This window comes from Marinobacter sp. DS40M6, from assembly GCF_028581595.1.
In the GTDB taxonomy this organism is placed as follows: Bacteria; Pseudomonadota; Gammaproteobacteria; order Pseudomonadales; family Oleiphilaceae; genus Marinobacter; species Marinobacter salarius.
The window spans coordinates 282908-303690 of sequence record NZ_JAFCAE010000001.1; the positions used below are offsets into that span (position 1 = coordinate 282908).

Here is a 20783-nt window from a genome sequence, read left to right on the forward strand (position 1 = left end):
GCGCACTCAGGCGGATTGCTTGCGCAGCAGGTCGCGCTTCTTGAGATGCACCAGCACCTGGGAAATGGCGGCCGGGGTCACGCCCTGGATGCGTGAGGCCTGGGCCACGGTTTCCGGCCGTACTTCCTTGAGCTTCTGCTTGATCTCATTGGACAGGCCACCAATGGCATCAAAATCAATATCATCCGGTAAACGGGTATTTTCATTCCGGCGCAGACGCTCGATTTCGTCCGCCTGGCGGGAGATATAACCCTCATACTTGATCTCGATTTCCACCTGATCCGCCACCGCCGGGTCGTCTGCTTGGCCTTCGGCCATGTCAGCAATGTGGCGATAGTTGATTTCCGGGCGCCGCAGCAGCTCTGCGAGTGTCTGGTCTCGGTTCATGGGCTGACGCAGGTGGCTGTTGGCGGCGTCGCCGCCAGATGTTCCCGGATGAATGCGCGTGGTTTCCAGGCGCTGACGTTCTGCGGCGATGGCTTCGCGCTTGCTGTTAAAGGCCTGCCAACGCTGGTCATCCACCAACCCGAGCTTGTGGCCGGTTTCCGTCAGGCGAAGGTCGGCGTTGTCCTCCCGCAGGATCAGCCGGTATTCAGCACGGCTGGTAAACATACGGTACGGCTCGGAGGTACCCATGGTGATCAGGTCGTCCACCAGAACGCCGAGGTAGGCTTCGTCACGGCGGGGGTACCATTCGTCCTTGTCCTGAGCACGCAATGCCGCGTTGATACCTGCGAGAAGGCCCTGGGCACCGGCTTCTTCATAACCGGTAGTGCCATTGATCTGGCCCGCAAAGTACAGGCCCTGGATGAACTTGGTTTCCAGCGTGTGGCGCAGATCCTGTGGGTTCAGGAAGTCGTACTCGATGGCGTAGCCAGGCCGCGTAATGTGGGCATTCTCGAAGCCGGGAATGGTGCGCACAGCCGCCAACTGAATATCGAACGGCAGACTGGTGGAGATACCATTGGGGTACAGCTCATTCGTCGTCAGCCCTTCCGGCTCCACGAAAATCTGGTGCGAGTCCTTGTCGGCAAACCGGTTGACCTTGTCCTCGATGGACGGGCAATAGCGAGGCCCGATGCCTTCGATGTTACCGGCAAACATGGGCGACCGGTCAAAGCCACTGCGAATGATGTCGTGGGTTTGTTCGGTGGTGCGGGTAACGTAGCAACAGACCTGTTCAGGATGCTGGTTGCGGGAACCCAGGAAGGACATCACCGGCGCCGGGTCATCACCCCATTGCTCCTGCATCACGGAGAAATCCACGCTGCGGGCATCGATACGGGGTGGGGTGCCGGTTTTCAAGCGCCCGACGTTGAACGGCAGTTCCCGCAGACGCTGTGCCAGCGCATTGGCCGGTGCGTCACCGGCACGGCCACCGGAATGCTGCTGCATGCCGATGTGGATAACACCGCCAAGGAAGGTTCCGGTGGTCAGCACCACCGTGGGCGCGCGAAAACGGATGCCCGACTGGGTCACCACGCCGGTGATGCGCTCACCATCCACAATCAGGTCGTCAGCAGCCTGCTGGAACAGCGTCAGGTTGGGCTGGTTCTCGAGGATTTCGCGGATCGCCGCCTTGTACAGCACCCGGTCTGCCTGGGCGCGGGTGGCTCGTACTGCCGGTCCCTTGCGCGAGTTGAGCACGCGGAACTGGATGCCCGCCTTGTCAGTCGCCATCGCCATGGCGCCGCCGAGAGCATCGATTTCCTTGACCAGATGACTCTTGCCGATGCCGCCAATGGCGGGGTTGCAGGACATCTGACCCAGGGTCTCGATGTTGTGGGTCAGCAGCAGGGTCTGGGAGCCCATGCGTGCAGCCGCCAGAGCGGCTTCAGTGCCGGCATGGCCACCACCAATGACTATGACATCGAAACGGGTCGGATAATCCACAACATCACCTCGGCAAACGGGGACTCAGAAAAATTCTCGGTATCAGGAAACTGCCTGAAAATCAGGGCGGGGAGTATAACGTCTCACCCGGTAAATTGCAGTCAGAATGTGCAAATTTTAACCAGACAGGCGGGTTATCGAAAGACCCCGAGCGCTACCTACCCGATACACGCGGTTTCACGCAGGGTTTCACGAATAGTGGATAACCGAAATCTGACAGATATCAGCGGCTTGTAGACACCTTCTCAGAAAACTTTTCAAGAAAGTTATCCACATATCAGATGTGCCCTATAACGCCTTATTATTCAGCCTAACTATTTGTTTTAAATAACTTATTTTTGTTCTAACCAAAGCTTATCCGAAGGTTATCCAATAAATTATCCACAGCTTGGTGCTGCCTGCGGTCGTCAGAACTGATCCATCTCTTTCGATTGCGGGGCGGCCGTCATGCCGCGACCACCAGGAGACTGGCTGGCCTGTTGTTCAAGCTCCAGTGCAATCGCGTTGGTGGATTTGGCAAACCGTGCCAACAGGTTGTACAGCACCGGAATAATAAAAAGGGTCAGGGTGGTGGCGAACACCAGCCCGCCGAGGATCACGATACCGATCGACGCCCGGCTTTCCGCCCCCGCGCCCGTTGCGAGCACCAAAGGCACGGCACCGAAGACCGTGGATATGGTGGTCATCAACACCGGCCGGAAGCGCAGGCTGGCACCTTCCAAAATCGCGTCCCTCACTTCATAGCCCTTATCCCGGAGCTGGTTGGCAAACTCGACAATCAATATGCCGTTCTTCGCCATCAACCCCAGCAACATGATGATGCCGATCTGGCTGTAGATATTCAGGCTGATGCCGGCCCACCACAGGCCCAGCAGGGCTCCGGTAACCGCCAATGGGACCGACAGCATGATGATCAGCGGGTGAATCCAGCTTTCGAACTGGGCAGCCAGCACCAGGAAGACAATCACGAATGCCAGGCCAAAAGTGACGTAGATCGCCGACGACGATTCCTGGAATTCCCGCGATAGCCCTTTGTAGCTTACCCTCGCCTCCGGCGGCAGGTTATCCACAGCCAGGTTGTTCAGATACGTCAGTGCCGCCCCAAGATCATAGCCATCGGCCAGGGAGGCACTGATGACAACCGCCGGCAAGCGGTCGATGCGTCTCAGGTCGGGATTGGCGCCGATCTCCTCCACCGACACCAGCGCCTGGAGAGGGATCAGGGTGCCTCCCTCACGGGGGCGCAGGAAAATCTGCCCCAGGTCCGACGGCGTTGCCCGGTCAGCGTCCGCGGCCTGGAGGATGACATCGTATTCGCGTCCGCGGTCCAGGTAGGTGGTGACTTGCCGTGATGCCAGCATGGTCTGCAGTGTCAGGCCCACATCTTCGATGGTGACATCCAGGTCCGCGGCGCGCTCCCGGTCGATGGACACACGCAGTTCGGGGCGGGTCAGTTCGAAATCAGTGTCCAGATTCAGCAGGTTCGGGTTGTCCTTCGCCCGCTCGACGATTTCCTCGCTCCAGGCCTGCACACTTTCGTAATCCGGCCCGGCCACTACGAATTCCACTGGTTGATCAAAGCCGCGCTGCCCAAGCCCCGGTGGGTTCACCGCAATCGCGCGAATACCTGTGACCTGGCTAAGCTTGCCTCGCAGCTCGCTGGTGATCTGCTGTTGTTTGATCTCACGGTCTTCCCAGGGCACCAGGCCCATGATCATGAACGCGTTGTCCTCTTCGTCGCGGAAGCCCACGATCGACAACAACCGATTGGAGACACCGTCTTCCAGATAGGGCAACAGTTCCTGCTCCGCCTGACGCACGTAATGATCGGTGAACTCGACCGTCGAGCCCCGGGGGGCACTGGTCGGCATGATGATCACGCCCCGGTCTTCCGTAGGCGCCAACTCCTGCGGCAATCTTGGAAAAATCGCTGTGGCAACGATAAGCCCGACAAGCCCAAGTCCCAGCAACAATCCGGGCTGGTTGAGGGCGAATCGGAGCATGCGTTCGTAACCATGGGTCAGGCCATTGAGCACTTTTTCACTGGCCGCCCACAAGCGATGTCCTTCCGCCGATTCCGGGCTGTGTCGCAACCATTTTGAACACAGCATGGGCGCCAGGGTGAGCGCCACCAGGCTGGACACCACCACCGCCGCCGCCAGGGTGAAGCCAAACTCGGCAAACAGTCGCCCGATGTTGCCGCCCATAAACGAAATCGGCACAAACACCGCCACCAGGGTGAGCGTGGTGGCAATAACGGCAAAGGCCACCTGCTTGGCGCCGCGATAGGACGCCAGCAGTGGCGGTTCGCCCTCATCGATCCGGCGCTGGATGTTTTCCAGCATGACGATGGCGTCGTCCACCACCAGACCAATGGCCAGAATGACTGCAAGCAGGGTCAGTACGTTGATGGAGAAACCGAGGAAGCCCAGCCCGATAAAGGCGCCGATAACCGCCACCGGGATGGTCACCGCCGGTATCAAGGTAGCCCGCCAGGACCGCAGGAACAGGAAGATCACCAGAATGACCAGGGACACCGCAATGGCGAGCGTAAACACCACTTCCTTGATCGACGCGCGGATGAATATCGACTCGTCGTAGCTTTCGGCAATAGTCACTTCCGGGGGCAGGGTCTCGCGTATCTTCTCCAGCTCCGCACGCACGGCATCGGACACCGCCACCGTGTTGGCCTTGGATTGACGAATGATGCCCATGCCGATTGCAGTCTTGCCGTTGGCCCGCAGTCGGCTGACATCGGACTCAACCCCCATCTGGACATTGGCCACCTCGCCGAGGCGCAGAAGATCATTGCCGTCGCGACGAATCACCAGATCACGGAACTGCTCCACATTGGTGAGCCGGCCTTCCGCACGCACCGTGAAGTTACGGGTGGAAGAGTCCACCGAGCCGGCGGGCAGTTCAACGTTATTGGCCCTCAGTGAGCGCTCGACTTCGGCCACGGTGATATCCCGCGCGGCCAACCGTTCACGGTCCAGCCAGACCCGGATGGCGTAGCGCCGCTCACCACCAATGCGTACGTCGGCAACGCCATCCAGCACGGACAGTCGGTCGGCAAGCACCCGTTCGGCAAAATCGCTCAATTCCGCACTGTCCCAGATGTCACTGCGCAAGGTCACCCACATCATCGGGCGGGCGTCCGAGTCGGCCTTCTGGACGACCGGCGCCTCAGCCTCTTCGGGCAGCTGATCGGCAATGCGGGACACGGCATCGCGCACATCGTTGGCGGCGATGTCGACGTTGCGGGAAATGGTAAATTCGATACTGGTTCGGGATTCGCCCTGTTCGGTGGAGGACTCAATGGAGCGAATACCTTCAATCCCGCTGATAGCCCCTTCAACCACCTGAGTGATCTGGGTGTCCACCACTTCGGCGGCGGCGCCGATGTAATCCGTGGAAATGGACACCACGGGTGGGTCAATGTCCGGATACTCCCGCACAGGAAGCCCCAGCAACGCCGCCAACCCGAAAACTACAATAAGAAGACTGAGAACCGTCGCAAAGACAGGGCGTTTGATGGAGACATCAGACAGGATCACGGTTCAGGACTCCAGGGAGTTGGCAAAGCGGTTGTCGGGAATCACGTTTTCCCCTTCCACCACACTGATCCTGTCGCCACTGCTCAATCTGTCCTGGCCGGTTACAATCACCTGCTCGTCCAGCGACAGTCCGTCAACGATTTCCACCAGGCCAGGCATCCGGGACCCCAGGGTCACCGAAACCCGTCGGGCGATACCGTCTTCGGCCACGAACACATACTTCTCGTCACCGCGAATCATTACTGCCTGCTCGGGAATGACCAGGGATTCCCGTTCGCGGAGTGTCAGCGTGGCCAACATGAACTGCCCAGGCCGGAGCTTGCCATCGGGATTGTCGATCAGCGCCCTGACCGGCAGTGTTCGGCTCAGTTCATCAATTCGCGTGCCCAACTCCACCAGTTCACCGCCAAAGGTTTCCCCGGTATAGGCCGGCGACGTGCCCCGCACGGTCTGGCCAGTGTGAATCTGGCCGAGGAAACGCTCGGGGATTGCGAACCCCAGTTCCATCCTGGTGGTGGAATCCAGGGTGGCCACCGACGTGCCTGCACCGAGATAAGTTCCCAAGCTGATATCGGAAAGGCCAATAACCCCGGCAAACGGCGCTTCAATACGGTGGTTGTCGAGGCGGGTGCGGGCCGCCTCGCGCTGAGCTTCCGCCACATCGACAGCGGTGCGCAATTCATCCACCTGGGACTGGGATATGCTGTTGTTGGCCTGGAGTTTCCGGGCGCGATCGTACTGGCGACGGGCGTCGGAGAGGGTGGCTTCCGCCACCTGCAGATCGGCGCTGGCCTGACGATCATCGAGCCGCAGCAACAGGTCACCGGACTGGACCCGCTTTCCCGCATCGAGGTTCATTTCAACGACACGACCGCTGACTTCGGTGGTCAGTTCCACCTGATCCCGGGCCCGAAGGCTACCCACCGCCCTGACGGTGTCACTGACCAGCTCCATTTCGGGGGTGACCGTATTCACCTTGCTGGCAGGGCGTTCCCGCTGGGCGTCCGCCGCCTGCTCCCCGGTCAGATGCTGCCAGGAGAATGCCCCCCCGGCGGCCAAAGCCACGAGTACCAGAGCGATCAACCATTGCTTAACCATAATTGCATTATCCGTCTGCTTGATTGTGCCCCAACAACCGGCTGAAGGTTCGACATGGGCTATCGTTTGCTGATCACCAGCACGATCTCCCCGACTTCTATCCCCCATTTCGTCATGGTGGTCTGGTTAATCAGGGTGTCCGGTGTAATCAGGTACATCCAGTCATCCATGCGGACATCAATGGTGCCGTCGCCATAGGACACCCGCAGGACATAATTCATATTAATGGCATTGCCTTGCCAACGCATGGTGCCCGGCTCCACCACATCACCGGCATCGGCGTGCAATGCACCGTTGTCGGGTGTCAGCGTCCATACCCGGGTCTGGACTTCGCCGTCGTCGAAGCGGAACTCCTCATTCAGAGTGCCGATGCCGGTGCTGTCCCAACTGGCGGAAATGTCCGCATCGAAAGTGCGAATCACTTCGCCCGAGAAATCCTTGACCACACCCCGGGCAGAAAGTTCGCCGGTAAAAAATTCCTGGGGCGTCAACACCGGCCCGCGGTCACTGTAATCCTCAAGCGACGGCCCGGCACAGCCCGCAAGCAACACTGTCGCCAACAATAACCAGAGACAGCGGGGCAGACCAGTGATCCTGTTGGTCCCAATCGATATTTGCATGATATTTACACTCCCCTGGCGATTCAGAACGGATGGTCGGTCCTTCAAATACGCCTATAGCGTTGTTATCGATCATTAGGCAACGTCGACATCCATGCTCGCGTCATTTCAGCCAATTGTCCTTTCTGACAGGGGGCATGGCGGTTTCCGTCAATGGCAGGTCGCCGGCAATGCCGTAAAACATCGGGCAATGGAAACAGAACCACAGAGGTATTTGCTATGCCGGTGTACAAGGCACCCCTACGCGACATGAAGTTCCTGCTCAACGAGGTTTTCGACTACCCGGGGCACTACACACGATTGAAAACCGGTGAGAACGCCACTCCTGATATCGTCGATGCGATACTCAACGAATGCGGCAAATTCTGCGAAGAAGTCTTGAGCCCGCTCTACCAGAGCGGCGACGAGGAAGGCTGCAAACTGGATAACGGCGAAGTCATCACCCCCAAAGGCTATCGTGAAGCCTATCAACAGTACGCGCAGGGCGGATGGCAGGGCCTGTCTGCACCGGAGGAGTACGGCGGGCAGGGACTGCCGGCCTCCATGGGCCTGTTCAAGCAGGAGATGATGGGTACCGCCAACTGGTCCTTCTCCATGTACCCGGGCCTGTCGATGGGCGCCATGAATACCATTTTTCTTCACGGTAGCGAAGACCAGAAACAAACCTACCTGGTGCCGCTGACCGAAGGCCGCTGGGGTGGCACCATGTGCCTGACCGAACCCCAGTGCGGGACCGATCTGGGACAGGTGAAAACCAAAGCGGCCCCTCAGGAAGACGGCAGCTTCAAGCTCTCCGGTACCAAGATCTTCATTTCCTCCGGTGACCATGATCTGACCGAGAACATCGTTCACATTGTGCTCGCCCGTTTGCCGGATGCCCCGAAAGGCACCCGGGGCATCAGTCTGTTCATCGTGCCCAAGTTCCTGCCCGACGGGAACGGTGGCGTTGGCGAAGCCAATGGCGTGACCTGTGGCAGCCTGGAAAAGAAAATGGGGATCAAGGCCTCAGCCACCTGCGTGATGAACTTCGACGATGCCACCGGTTTCCTGATCGGCCCGGAGAACGAAGGGTTGAACTGCATGTTCACCTTCATGAACACCGCGCGGATCGGCACTGCCATCCAGGGTGTCGGCCCGGCGGAACTGTCCTACCAGTGGGCGCTGGATTACGCCAGGGAACGCCGCTCCATGCGCGCCCTGTCGGGTAAGAAAGAACCCGACCAGGTGGCCGACAGCCTGATTCACCATGCCGATGTCCGCCGCATGTTGCTGACCCAGAAAGCCATCGCCGAGGGCGGGCGTGCCATGCTGTACTACGCCGCACGGCTGGCCGATCACATGGTGGAAGGCCACACCGCTGGTGATGAGAAGAAAGCGGATGCTTACGATGACAGGCTGGGCTTTCTGACCCCCATTCTGAAAGGCTTCCTGACCGAGCTGGGCAACGAAGCCGCCAATCTGGGGGTACAGGTGTTCGGCGGCCACGGCTATATCCGCGAGCACGGCATGGAGCAGATTGTCCGCGACACCCGCATTGCCACGCTCTATGAAGGGACCACCGGTATCCAGGCGCTGGACCTGCTGGGCCGCAAGGTGCTGCTGATGACTCAGGGCGGGGCGGTCAGGGAGTTCACCCTCAAGGTCGCCAATTTTGCCCGCAAGACCCTGACCGACAAACGGGTACGGCCTTTCTCGGTGGAGTTGCTCAAACTGACAGCGCAATGGAATGTGCTTACGGTGCGGCTGATGCTGGCCGCCCGCAAGGACCGCGATGTGGTGAGTTCCGCTGCCAACGACTTCCTGATGTACAGCGGTTACGTGACCATGGCCTACATGTGGGCAAGGATGGCGGCGGTCGCTTCAGAGAAACTGGACAAGAGTGGTGACGACTCGGAAGATTTCTACCATGCCAAGCTGGCCACGGCAGAGTTCTACTATGAACGCCTGCTGCCCCGGGCGCAGGCTCACGCCACCTGCATGTTGAGCCCGACAAGAAGCCTGATGCAACTGGCGCCCGAGCACATGGCCTTCACCGACTGAAGCGAGTACGGCCTGTAGTACGAACTTACAGGCCGTACTTGGTTTCGATGGCCTCAAACATGCCGGTTTCATGAACCTTTCGAAGCCCGGCGTTAAGCTTTTCGACCGTGGCGTCCGGCGTATCCAGGTTGATCGCCAGGAAAAGCTCGGTGTCGTTAAACGAGTAGACCGGATCCAGCCCCTCAACGTTCTGCTGGGACGCAAAATAAGGGCCGGCCAGGCGGTCTGCGATCCACAGGTCAATCTGGCCGAGCTCCAGGCGTTTCGGGTTGAGGTCATCGCTGTCCAGAGTGGACACCTCGTAGCCGCGCTCGAGCAGGTATTCGGTCATTACGTCATTGCGATAGCCGCCAAAACGCAGCCCCCTGGCGTCCTCAAGGTTATCAATCTGCAGGTTTGTACCCGCCGGCGCGAAAATGGTCCAAAGGTTCCGGGTCAGCGGGCCAACCCATTTGAAACGCGGCGCGCGGGACTCCGTGTAGGTGGTGCAGAAAATACCGTGGTTACGCTTGCTGAGTGCCCGGTTGTAACCGTAATCCCAATTGCGCAGCTTGATCACGTAATCCAGATCGGTGTTGTTCAGGATGGCCTTGACCATTTCCGTGCACAGACCATCAATGTTGGTGCCGTTATGCTCGAACGCCCGGCCGGTAGCGCTCATGTTGTACGGGGGGAAGTTTTCGGTATACAGATACAGCTTGTCTGAAGCCTGGGCGCTGGAAACACCCGTCATCAAGACGAGGGCAGCGAGTAAGAACACTGGCAGGTTCCGCACGGTTTATCTCCTTGATATGCGTGGTCGCCATGAGCTGATGTCACGGTCTGTCATTCTCTGTGTCGCCGGAGTCTACCCCAGGTTTTCACGGTATTTGACAATAAAAATGTGTGTTTTCGTAATGGAATGAACCGGCATCTGCCTAGTCAGCAGACCCGGGGGCCGGCACCGGCATGCTGACGTACTCGCCCTGTGAAAAGTCGATCCCTAACTCCCTTACCTTTGCCTGAACCGGCTCGTTGTGGACAAATTCCGCCACCGTTTGAATGTCCAGACTGCGGGCGAACTGGACGATGCCACTGGTCACCAGGAACGCGGTTTGATCTTCATGGAGGTTGCGAATCAGACTGCCATCAATCTTGATGAAGTCCACGTTCAGGCTCAGCAGGTGGGAAAAATTGGAGTAGCCAGTGCCGAAATCGTCGATGGCAATACGGCAGCCATAGGGTTTGACCTGTTCGATGAACGTGCGGATGTCGTCGTAGTTGGTAATACCATCCGATTCCAGGATCTCGAAGATAACGCGATCGCCAATGCCTGAGGTTTCGATGGCGGAGAGGATCTGAGCGACGGTCTCCGGCTCGGTGATGTCACCGTAGGAGAGGTTGATCGAAAACTCGTCGTCGCGCCCGGTAAAACAAGCAAAACATTTCTCGATCATCAGTTCGGTGATTCGTCGGTTCAGCCGCAGTTTATTGGCGATGTCCATAAAGCGGCCAGCACTGATCACGCTGCCATCCGGCTCCACCATCCTCACCAGGCATTCGTACTTGGAGATACGGCCGCTCTGGTTATCCTGGATAGGCTGAAACCACGGCACCAGGCGATCATGGTCAATGGCTTCTTTCAGGCGATTGGCCCAGTACAGATTGTTTTCGTAGTTTTCCTCAACCCCTACGGCCGGGTCATACAACAGATGATGGCGTCCTGTTTCCCGGGCCTGTAATACCGCCACTTTTGCCTGGCTGACCAACTGATCGGCGGCATCTTCCGGCTTCCGGTTATTGCGAAGCGCGATGCCGATACTGACATCCACCGTCAGGCGCTGTTCCTGCCAATACACCCGGTCGCCAGTAACCAGATGCCGGACCTGGACAGCAAGCTGGTGAGCCACTTCCGGCGCCATTGCCGGTGCCAGGACAGCAAATTCGTCACCGGGAAGACGGTATACCCGAAAAATTTCGCGGTTATGATCGCGGCTGAACGCGGTCAATCGTGTGGCAACCGCCAAAAGCACATGGTCGCCACAGACATTACCGAACAAGCTGTTGATCTGGTTGAAGCGGTCCAGATTGATGATCAGCAACGCGGCTGCCTGGCGGTTCTGGAGATCCCGCAACAAACGGACACGGTTCGGGAGACCGGTAAGGTCGTCGGTATAGGACGCCTGCAATTCACGAATCAGCTGGATAATCCGGTACAACAGATACAGGCTCAGGATCAGCATCGCCGAGACGGTACCGACCAGAATCCGGTAATTGGTGCGCTCCATCGGCAGCAGCACTGCATTGATCTCATTTCGCGGAACGCCGGCCCCGTACACCATGCCCCCAGCGGTGGCGGCATAGTAAAGCTCATAGTCTTCATTGCCCGCTGAGAGGCCTCGAGTGGTCAGTTCCCCGACCTCGCCCAAGGACCGTGCTGAGTCAACATCAGCACCAAGATCCAGCGCCAGGATGGCATCAATCAGGGCCTGCTCCCTGCGGGTGTCTTTCCCCTGACTGAGGCTCGATAGATTGCGATTGTTGCGGTCATTCAGGAACGCGAAACTGTGTTGGGTGACGGTGATGCGACTGACAACATCGATGATCTGGTCAGCGCCCCAAGCAGTTGTAGCCATGCCCAACAGGTTGCCGTCACGATCGTACATAGGACTGGCGAGCGTCAGCACCGCGCGTTCAGTATTGAGATCGAAATACACCGGCGACCAGTACACGTGTCCGGAATTGTCGGGATCGGCCGTCCACTCCTGTTCCAATGTGCGACCGAACCAGGGAGCGTTGCGATAGTGGTCAAAACGGGATTCAGTATCCAGCCTTGTCAGTGTGTTGTCGTCGCTACCCTGCAAAAAGTAGGGCATATAGCTGGTGCCTGTTTCTGACAACACGCCCGGCTCAAACCAGAGCCCGGCACCCGCCGCTCCCTCGAAATCCTGCAAATGGGCGTTCAAGGTGTGCTCCAGGCTCCCACGCACTATAGACAGAGCACGACCGGACATCCCACTCTCGACCATCTCGTGGAAACTCTCACCAACGTTGGCGAGGGTAATGGTGTAGCTTGCCAAAGCGGATTGACGGGCATTGATGCGCGACAGTCCTGCACCCACCACCTCATTGATCTGTTGCCTCCGAAGCTCGGAGAGGGCATCCCGTGAGTAACTGAGATTCAGGCTGGATAACAGAAGCATTCCGACAACAAACACCAGCAATAACAAACCCAGCATCCACATGATGGATTGGCGTGAGGACGGGGTTTTCCGACGAGTCAGGCGGCTGGGAAGTATCCCCGGCATTACGGATATCCTCGGGCAGTGAGTCAGGTGTCTCCGGCAGGGAGGTCTTCCAGATGCCGGTCCAGCGCTGCCTGTGCTTGCTTGTGGCCCCGCTTGGCAGCCTCAGTGTACCAATAAACGGCCTGATCCATATCCTGCCCGACACCACGTCCGGTGGCGTACATCTGGCCCAACAGAAACGCGGCTTCGCCAGAGGCAGGCGCCGCCTTTTCGGCCCATACCCGTGCACTGGCGTAGTCTTCAAAGGCATGGAAAATAATGGCCATATTGGACTGCGCGCGCACGTCGCCGTTGTCAGCCGGACCCTGGCAGGCCTCTCTGGCTTCACTGTAATTGCGAATGGCCATCAACAGGTAGCAGTCACTCAGGGCCTGGTCGGAAACGCCGCTTTCATCGGCAACGTCTACCGTGGCTGACTCCGGCTCAGCACGAGGTTCGGGTTCCGGTGTCGACGGCTGCCGCTTCACCCGCTCCGCAAAGGCGGCAACCTCGCCCGGGCATGAGTAACGGTAGCCGGCTTGATAGCGCTGAAGCATCGCGTTGGTCGCCGGCTCATTGGCGTACTCGTCTGCAATGGCTTCACAACGCAGATCCCGTTCCCGTTCCACGTTATGTAGTACGGAAGCGCGGGATGGATCGTCGCGGTACTCCGCAAGGTATTCCGTCAGCGGGTCGATGTACGGCTGTTCAAACAACGCCCGCTGTTCCCGTTGGTAGGAATTCGGCGTTTGCGGGTTAACGATCTTCTTCATCACCTGCCCGGTTCGTTCCAGCAAATCCGACGACGCCTTGGACAAGCGATCACCGTCGACGCTTGCGCATCCGCTTAGAAAGAGCAAAATCAGAAGACAGGAATACGGACGATACATCTACACTCACTAGCCGTTTTCAGCAGTCGATGAAGCGACTAGTTTTACACGGAAGAAGGCAGGTTCAAACCGTTTCTTTTGAGGCTTATTTGCCGATGCAAAAACTGCTGAAGATTTTCCCCAGTAAGTCATCAGGTGTCATTACACCAGTGATTTCCCCCAAAGAATCCTGGGCAGCACGAAGGTCCTCTGCCAACAGTTCACCGGCTCCATAGCCCTGTAACTGGTCCTCGCCCTGCAGCAGGGAAACGCGGGCCCGCTCAAGGGCATCCAGGTGACGACGCCGGGCGATAAAGCCGCCTTCGGTGGTACTGGCAAATCCCATACACTGCTTCAGATGATCGCGCAGCACTTCCAGACCGTCCGCTGACTTGGCCGCAATGCGCACCACCGGCGCGGCACTGGCGTCCAGTTGCTCGATGCCCGCTGGTTCGCCAGTCAGGTCCACCTTGTTGCGGATGACGGTCAGGGGCGCGCCGGGTGGTAACTGGTCGATAAAGTCTGGCCACAGTTGATGGGGTTCAGTTTCCGGTGTGGTGGTGGCATCTACCATCAATAATATACGGTCGGCCTGACGAATCTCGTCCCAGGCCCTGGCAATCCCGATCTGTTCCACTTCGTCGGGGCTGTCCCGCAGGCCGGCGGTATCGATGATGTGCAGGGGCATGCCATCAATGTGGATGTGTTCGCGCAACACATCCCGGGTGGTGCCTTCAACTGCGGTCACAATGGCCGCCTCCCGTCCCGCCAGGGCATTGAGCAGACTGGACTTGCCAGCATTGGGACGCCCGGCAATCACCACCTTCATACCATCTCGTAGAATAGTGCCTTGCTGGGCTTCCTCAAGGATAACATCCAGGTCCTGGATAATGAGCTGCAGGTCGTTCGCCACTTTGCCGTCAGCCAGGAAATCGATTTCCTCTTCCGGGAAATCGATCGCAGCCTCGACATATATCCGTAGGTGGGTAACAGCCTCAACCAGGGCGTCAATTCTGCGGGAGAATACGCCTTGCAGGGAACGCACCGCACAGCGCGCTGCCTGCTCCGAACTGCTTTCAATCAGGTCGGCGATAGCCTCGGCCTGGGTCAGGTCCAGTTTGTCGTTCAGGAAAGCCCGTTCTGAAAATTCTCCGGGCCGGGCCAGGCGAGCCCCAAGTTCGCACACCGTTCTCAACAGCAGGTCGAGAATAACGGTGCCACCGTGGCCCTGGAGCTCAAACACATCCTCGCCGGTAAACGAATGGGGATTGGGAAAATACAGCCCGATACCTTCGTCGATCAGTTCCCCCCGAGTGTCCAGGAACGGACCATAGTGTGCGTAACGCGGCCTGGGCTCGAACCCCAGCATCTGGCGCGCAATGGCCGTTGCCTGCGGGCCAGATACCCGAACAATACCCACCCCGGACTGGCCCGGGGCCGTGGCAATTGCTGCAATGGTATCGGTGGCATAAAACATCGTTACTTTCCCCTTCCCCCTTGCCCATTGGGGCCCCTGAAATAACAGAGGCTCCCAAAAGGAGCCTCCGCAATCACTGGAACCGTTGGATGACCGGTCAGCTCTTCTTGGCCGCAACTTCTGCTTCAATCTTGCGGGTAATGTACCACTGCTGGCTGATGGACAGGATGTTGTTGACCAACCAGTACAGAACCAGACCTGCCGGGAACCAGAGGAAGAACACGGTAAAGATCAGCGGCATCAGCTTCATGATCTTCGCCTGCATCGGGTCCGGTGGTGTCGGGTTCAGACTCATCTGCAACATCATGCTGGCACCCATCAGGATAGGCAGGATGAAATAGGGGTCCATGACCGACAGATCCTGGATCCACAGCATGAAGGGAGCATGTCTCAACTGGACACTTTCAAACAGCACCCAGTACAGGGATATAAAGACCGGCATCTGCACCAGTATCGGCAGGCAGCCACCCAACGGGTTTATCTTCTCCCGCTTGTACAACGCCATCATTTCCTGGGACATGCGCTGGCGATCGTCGCCATACAGTTCTTTCAACCGTGTCAGCTGGGGAGCTACCGCACGCATTCTTGCCATGGACCGGTAACTGGTCGCCGACAGTTTGAAGAACACCGCCTTGACCAGCACTGTCAGCAGGATGATAGCCACACCCCAGTTGCCAACCAGCCCGTGGAACCAGTCGAGAATAATGAACAATGGCAGGGCAATGAAGAACAGGAAGCCGAAATCAACCGTCCGGTCGAGGTTCGGGGCAACGTTCTCAAGGCGCTCAATGATCTTGGGACCGACATAGGCCTTGGCGGACACTTCGCTGGTTTGACCCGGCTCCACGACGGTCGCGGGATACACAAAGCCCATGACATAGAGCGGGCCACGACGAGTGGACTGGAACTGGGCCGGCTGATCACGTTCGGGCACCCAGGCAGCCAGGAAGTAATGCTGGAGGAAGGCCAACCAGCCATTGGTCACTGATTGGTTGATCGGGTTCTCGGAGAGATCGTCAAAATCGAACTTCTCGTAAGGATCTTCTGGCGAACTGACCACCATGCCCAGGAAAGCACGTATGCCCAGGCTGTTCTGTGCGGTTGGGTCCGGTGCCTGATCACGGACAATCTTGCCCGTCATGTTTGCCTGCCAGACGCTATCGGACTGGTTGTTGATCTGATAACGAACATCAATCTCATAGCTGTCACGGCTAAACAGATACTGTTTGGTGACTTCGACATTGTTGTCCGTGGTGAAGGTGAGATCGACCGTCAGTGTATTCTCGCCTTGCTGCAGTTCGTATTCTGACGCAGACGTGTTGTAAACCGGAGCACTGCCATTGCGTTTGCTGTCGATGCCATCGCGGCCAATCAGCCCGCTTTCCATGATGTAGGTGCGCTTGCTGGTATTGGTCAACACCCTCAGTGATTCTTCACTGTCGAGGGACCGGTCGTGCTGTAACAAAGAACTTTCAATCAGATTACCGCCTACACGGTCGATCTTGAGTTCGTAGACATCGGTACGCACGGTGATGAGTTGATCACTGGCAGAAACGGAGGATGTCTCCGAGGCCGAGATTGTCTGGCCATCGCCTTCCGGAGTGGTGAATTCTTCGCTTGAGGTATCCGGGCCACTGGCGCTCTCGCTCGGGAGAGTCATGTCATCCGTCGATGCAGGCTGGGTACTGGTACTGGCCTGTTCCGTAGCGGGTTGGGTCTGCGGCTGGTTATAGTCTTCATTCCAGGCAAGCACCATCATGTAACTGACAATGGCAAGGCCGGCAAATAATACAATGCGTTGAATATCCATAAACTTACTGTTTGGTCTGGTTAGCGTTATGGGTTTGGCTGGCCGGCCCGCAGCAGATGGAAGGTACTACCTCAGTGCGAACGTCAGTGCCCGGAACGGGATCATACCCGCCTTTTGCCCATGGATGACACCTCATTAGACGTTTGACCGAAAGAAAAAGGCCTCTAATGGCGCCGTGGGCGGTGATGGCTTCGACAGCGTATTGGGAACAAGTGGGGTAGTGACGGCAATGACTGGCCATCATCGGGCTGATCGCGTACTGGTAGACTCGGATGGGCAGGAGCAGCAGTTTGCGCATTAACCCGTTCCTTTGCCGGTACCGGAAAGTTCCGATGTGGTTGGTTTCTGGAGCTGGCGGTTTTTCTTCCTGAGGCGTGCCCAGAGCTCCGTCAGGGTAGCATTGAGCGCGGCATTATCAAGCTCCGTCAATCCTCGCCGTCCAAGAACCACGATGTCCAGGGCAGGGTATTCCCGTTCGTGCCTGAAGGTTTCCCGAACCCGGCGTTTAACGCGGTTTCGTTGTACAGCCAGTTTGAGATTCTTCTTTGAAAACACCAACCCAATCCTGGCGTGCCCCAGAGTATTGGGTGTGGCCAGGATCAGGAAATGTCGGTGCGAAACCCTTAACTGTACGTCATCGAAGACTTTGCCGTAATCGGATGGCTTGAGCAGCCGGGACGATTTTGGAAAGGTCAAAGCCTTCATCAGGCGGTCAATGTCTTATGCAGACAGACGGGCACGGCCCTTGGCGCGACGACGGGAAATTACCTTACGGCCGTTGGCGGTTGCCATGCGGGCACGGAAACCGTGAACGCGCTTACGCTTCAGTACGCTTGGTTGAAACGTTCTTTTCATGGTGTCGGTCTCACATTACAGATGTTGGAAATTCAATCGTTGGCTGGAAAATGAACAGCCAAAACAGGAGCGGCATTCTATGCAATGTGGCGGTGGAATTCAATGGTTATTCGAGACCAGTGTCGGGTTATTTCCATCTCCGCTGATTCACGGTTCAGGTAATAAATTCATTAGGTCTTTTTGTATTCTCTTTAAGGATTATTATTACTGTTATTAGGCAGGCCTTTTTCTGTGGAAAACCGATGGAATTGATTTGGAAACAGTGGATTGGATGGTTCATAAAGTGGTTGAGAAGTGGGGATGAGGCCTGTGTATATCCGAGGCAGGAAATGTGGGTAAGTTGGAGGTTTGCTCAGATCGCGATTTATCCACCGAACATCGGGGTGTCGTCCACAGGGTTGAGAGCGCTTTGTACACACAGGTCTGTGGGTAACTTTTTATGCACGATATTTCTGTACACAAGCCTGTAGGTAAGTCTGTAAAAAATTGAAATAAAAGAAAATAAATTTCCACAGGCTGTTTATTAAATGCGTTTGGCTCTTTCACTCGGGAGGCCCTCAGGTTAGAATCCTTGGTCATCTCTTTCGTCGGGTCATGGAGATCCGTGACGAGAAATTTCTGAGGCATCGGAGGCAAGACTGTCGTGCCGAACAACATATGGCATCAGTGTCTGGAAGTACTCCGGGACGAGTTTCCCGCCCAGCAATTCAACACCTGGCTTAGACCCTTGCAGTCGGATCACCGCGAGGGTCAGTTGATGCTGTTCGCACCCAATCGGTTCGTCATGGACTGGGTGAACGAAAAATACCTCAGAAGAATTGAAGAAGTCCTGAAGGATCTGCACGGTGGCCAGGCACCTCGGATTGATATGAAGGTGGGTTCCGCGCCACGGTCATCTGACCTGGTGGTCCGTTCCGAGAACGCGGTCAGTGGTGTGGCCGCCGAGCAGGAAGAAGCGGGTAGCCGGGTAACGGAAGAAGAGAAAGGCGTTGCGGCCACAGTGACCACGCCTTCGGTGAAGGCCAAGAGCACCAGCGAACGACGTTCGGTTCAGGTTGAGGGTGACATCAAGCACCAGAGTTTCCTGAACGAAGGCTTTACCTTTGACACGTTTGTGGAGGGTAAATCGAACCAGTTGGCCCGGGCGGCCTCGATGCAGGTGGCGGAGAACCCTGGTGGAGCTTATAACCCACTGTTTTTGTATGGTGGTGTGGGTCTGGGTAAGACCCACCTGATGCATGCCATTGGTAATGACATTGTACGGCGCAACCCGAGAGCCAAGGTGGCCTATCTTCGCTCCGAGCGTTTTGTGGCGGATATGGTGAAGGCACTTCAGTTAAACGCCATCAATGAGTTCAAGCGCTATTACCGCTCTGTGGACGCATTGTTGATAGACGATATTCAGTTTTTCGCCCGCAAGGAGCGCTCTCAGGAAGAATTCTTCCACACTTTCAATGCGTTACTGGAAGGCGGACAGCAGGTTATTGTGACCTGTGACCGCTTTCCGAAAGAAATTGTGGATATGGAAGAGCGCCTTAAATCCCGTTTCGGCTGGGGCCTGACCGTGATGGTAGAGCCACCGGAGCTGGAGACCAGGGTCGCCATCCTGATGAAAAAGGCGGAGCAGGTGAACGTCAAACTCAGCAGCGAGGCGGCGTTTTTCATCGCGCAAAAAATTCGATCGAACGTTCGTGAGCTGGAAGGGGCGCTGCGCCTAGTGATAGCGAATGCTCACTTCACTGGTTCGGAGATCACCCCGCCGTTTATCCGGGAAAGCCTCAAGGATCTGTTGGCGCTGCATGAAAAGCAGGTCAGCATCGATAATATCCAGCGCACGGTGGCGGAGTACTACAAGATCAAGGTGGCCGATTTGTTGTCAAAACGGCGTACCCGCACTGTGACCCGGCCAAGACAGGTTGCCATGTCCCTGGCCAAGGAATTGACCAATCACAGCCTGCCGGAAATTGGCGATGCGTTTGGTGGCCGTGATCACACCACGGTATTGCATGCCTGCAAAAAGATTGTAGAGCTGCAGGAAACGGATCCTGGCATCCGAGAGGATTATCAGAACTTTATGCGGCTACTGACAACCTGACCGGGTTAGCGGCAGCCAATACACATTCACCTTCCAATAAAAGAATGCTGAGTGCCATGAAACTGACGATCAGCCGAGAATCTCTGCTCACCCCCCTTCAGTCCATTGCCGGTGTGGTGGAGCGAAAACAGACAATGCCCGTTCTCTCCAACGTGTTGCTGGTGGCCGAGGATAATACCCTCACGCTGACTGGTACCAATATGGAAGTGGAACTGGTGGGCCGGGTGTCACCGGTGCACGTTGACCAGCCTGGCCGCATTACAGTTCCGGCGCGGAAACTGTCTGATATTTGCCGGGCGTTGGGTGATGAGGCGCCTATCGAGTTGGCGTTGGAGGGCGACCGCCTGCATCTGCGTTGTGGCGCTAGCCACTTTACGCTGTCGACCTTGCCGGCGGAGCATTTTCCCAACGTTGAGGATGATGCGGAAAGTTTCGGCCTGGAACTGCCCCAGAAAGAACTCAGCCGAATGTTCGACGCCACTGCTTTTGCAATGGCTCAACAGGATGTTCGCTATTACCTGAACGGGCTGTTGCTGGAAGTCGACAAGGATCACGTTCGCACCGTGGCTACTGATGGCCATCGCCTGGCCATGGCGCATTTTGATTTGCCCACCGGCTGCCCGGAACCCCGCCAGGTGATCGTGCCGCGTAAGGGTGTGCTGGAACTGGCGCGCTTGCTGGATGATGTGGAAACCCCGGTGACCCTGGTGATCGGAGACAATCATCTGCGCGCGACGGTAGGCTCCTATACCTTTACCTCGAAGTTGATCGAAGGCAAGTTCCCGGACTATAACCGGGTAATTCCCCGCGGTGGGGATAAAGTTGTCCTGGCGGATCGCGCTACCCTCAAGAACACACTCCAGCGCGCCGGCATTCTATCCCATGAAAACATCCGTGGCGTACGCCTGAACCTGGCGCCCAACGAGTTGCAGGTATTTGCCAACAACCCGGATCAGGAACAGGCCGAAGACGCGCTGCCGGTCGAGTATCAGGGCGAATCACTACAGATTGGCTTTAATGTAGGCTACCTGGTGGATGTGATGAACGCGCTGGATGAAGATCAGGTCAAGATAACCCTGGCGAATCCCAATAGCAGTGCGTTGATTGAGGCCGAGAACGACAATCGCTGCCTCTATGTCGTCATGCCGATGCGGCTGTAGGTCCGCCGGATTGGTTGTGGCCGCCAGATATTTACCGGATCAG

At 57.2% G+C, this 20783-nt stretch carries 15 protein-coding genes; 3 read left to right on the top strand and 12 right to left on the bottom strand.

What is annotated here, in order from left to right; all coding sequences use genetic code 11:
- Positions 1–6 precede the first annotated feature (6 nt).
- The 4 genes from mnmG to JJO78_RS01290 form a co-directional block, all read right to left on the bottom strand.
- Positions 7–1893, bottom strand: coding sequence for a tRNA uridine-5-carboxymethylaminomethyl(34) synthesis enzyme MnmG (mnmG, locus tag JJO78_RS01275; protein WP_041332705.1), 1887 nt, complete (start codon positions 1891–1893; stop codon positions 7–9).
- Between the two features lie 407 nt (positions 1894–2300).
- Complete coding sequence (locus JJO78_RS01280; protein WP_075196411.1) at positions 2301–5450, bottom strand: efflux RND transporter permease subunit; 3150 nt, start codon at positions 5448–5450, stop codon at positions 2301–2303.
- A 3-nt stretch (positions 5451–5453) separates the two neighbouring features.
- Positions 5454–6548 (bottom strand): efflux RND transporter periplasmic adaptor subunit, encoded by a 1095-nt coding sequence (locus tag JJO78_RS01285; protein ID WP_075196410.1) that lies wholly within the window; start codon positions 6546–6548, stop codon positions 5454–5456.
- 59 nt (positions 6549–6607) lie between these two features.
- Positions 6608–7168 carry a DUF3833 domain-containing protein gene (locus JJO78_RS01290; protein WP_075196409.1) on the bottom strand — a complete coding sequence of 187 codons (561 nt, stop codon included), beginning with the start codon at positions 7166–7168 and terminating at the stop codon, positions 6608–6610.
- Between the two features lie 219 nt (positions 7169–7387).
- Between JJO78_RS01290 and JJO78_RS01295 the strand changes: the two genes are divergently transcribed.
- The gene (locus JJO78_RS01295; protein ID WP_075196408.1) at positions 7388–9208 is read left to right on the top strand and encodes an acyl-CoA dehydrogenase C-terminal domain-containing protein; all 1821 of its coding nucleotides are present in this window, start codon (positions 7388–7390) and stop codon (positions 9206–9208) included.
- Positions 9209–9233: 25 nt separating this feature from the next.
- On the opposite strand, the gene JJO78_RS01300 is transcribed toward JJO78_RS01295, so the two are convergent.
- The 8 genes from JJO78_RS01300 to rpmH all read right to left on the bottom strand — a co-directional run bounded on the left by JJO78_RS01300 (position 9234) and on the right by rpmH (position 17485).
- On the bottom strand, positions 9234–9983 hold the full coding sequence (locus JJO78_RS01300; RefSeq protein WP_036211737.1) for a substrate-binding periplasmic protein: 750 nt from the start codon (positions 9981–9983) through the stop codon (positions 9234–9236).
- 142 nt (positions 9984–10125) lie between these two features.
- The gene (locus tag JJO78_RS01305) at positions 10126–12495 is read right to left on the bottom strand and encodes a bifunctional diguanylate cyclase/phosphodiesterase (protein WP_226909993.1); all 2370 of its coding nucleotides are present in this window, start codon (positions 12493–12495) and stop codon (positions 10126–10128) included.
- A 23-nt stretch (positions 12496–12518) separates the two neighbouring features.
- On the bottom strand, positions 12519–13292 hold the full coding sequence (locus JJO78_RS01310) for a tetratricopeptide repeat protein (protein WP_075196407.1): 774 nt from the start codon (positions 13290–13292) through the stop codon (positions 12519–12521).
- A 157-nt stretch (positions 13293–13449) separates the two neighbouring features.
- Complete coding sequence (gene mnmE, locus JJO78_RS01315; protein WP_036211739.1) at positions 13450–14820, bottom strand: tRNA uridine-5-carboxymethylaminomethyl(34) synthesis GTPase MnmE; 1371 nt, start codon at positions 14818–14820, stop codon at positions 13450–13452.
- A gap of 97 nt (positions 14821–14917) precedes the next feature.
- Positions 14918–16630 (bottom strand): membrane protein insertase YidC, encoded by a 1713-nt coding sequence (gene yidC, locus JJO78_RS01320; RefSeq protein WP_075196406.1) that lies wholly within the window; start codon positions 16628–16630, stop codon positions 14918–14920.
- Positions 16631–16634: 4 nt separating this feature from the next.
- Positions 16635–16928, bottom strand: coding sequence for a membrane protein insertion efficiency factor YidD (yidD, locus tag JJO78_RS01325; protein ID WP_036211745.1), 294 nt, complete (start codon positions 16926–16928; stop codon positions 16635–16637).
- Positions 16928–17335, bottom strand: coding sequence for a ribonuclease P protein component (gene rnpA, locus JJO78_RS01330; protein WP_075196405.1), 408 nt, complete (start codon positions 17333–17335; stop codon positions 16928–16930). Before rnpA ends, yidD begins: the two co-directional genes overlap by 1 nt.
- Before the next feature lie 15 nt (positions 17336–17350).
- The gene (rpmH, locus tag JJO78_RS01335; protein ID WP_008172542.1) at positions 17351–17485 is read right to left on the bottom strand and encodes a 50S ribosomal protein L34; all 135 of its coding nucleotides are present in this window, start codon (positions 17483–17485) and stop codon (positions 17351–17353) included.
- A gap of 643 nt (positions 17486–18128) precedes the next feature.
- On the opposite strand from rpmH, the gene dnaA reads away from it, so the two are divergent.
- Both dnaA and dnaN read left to right on the top strand, forming a co-directional pair.
- Positions 18129–19580, top strand: coding sequence for a chromosomal replication initiator protein DnaA (gene dnaA, locus JJO78_RS01340; RefSeq protein ID WP_036211752.1), 1452 nt, complete (start codon positions 18129–18131; stop codon positions 19578–19580).
- Positions 19581–19636: 56 nt separating this feature from the next.
- A complete protein-coding gene (dnaN, locus tag JJO78_RS01345) occupies positions 19637–20740 on the top strand; it encodes a DNA polymerase III subunit beta (protein ID WP_036211756.1) in 1104 nt (367 codons plus the stop codon).
- The last annotated feature ends 43 nt before the right edge of the window (positions 20741–20783 follow it).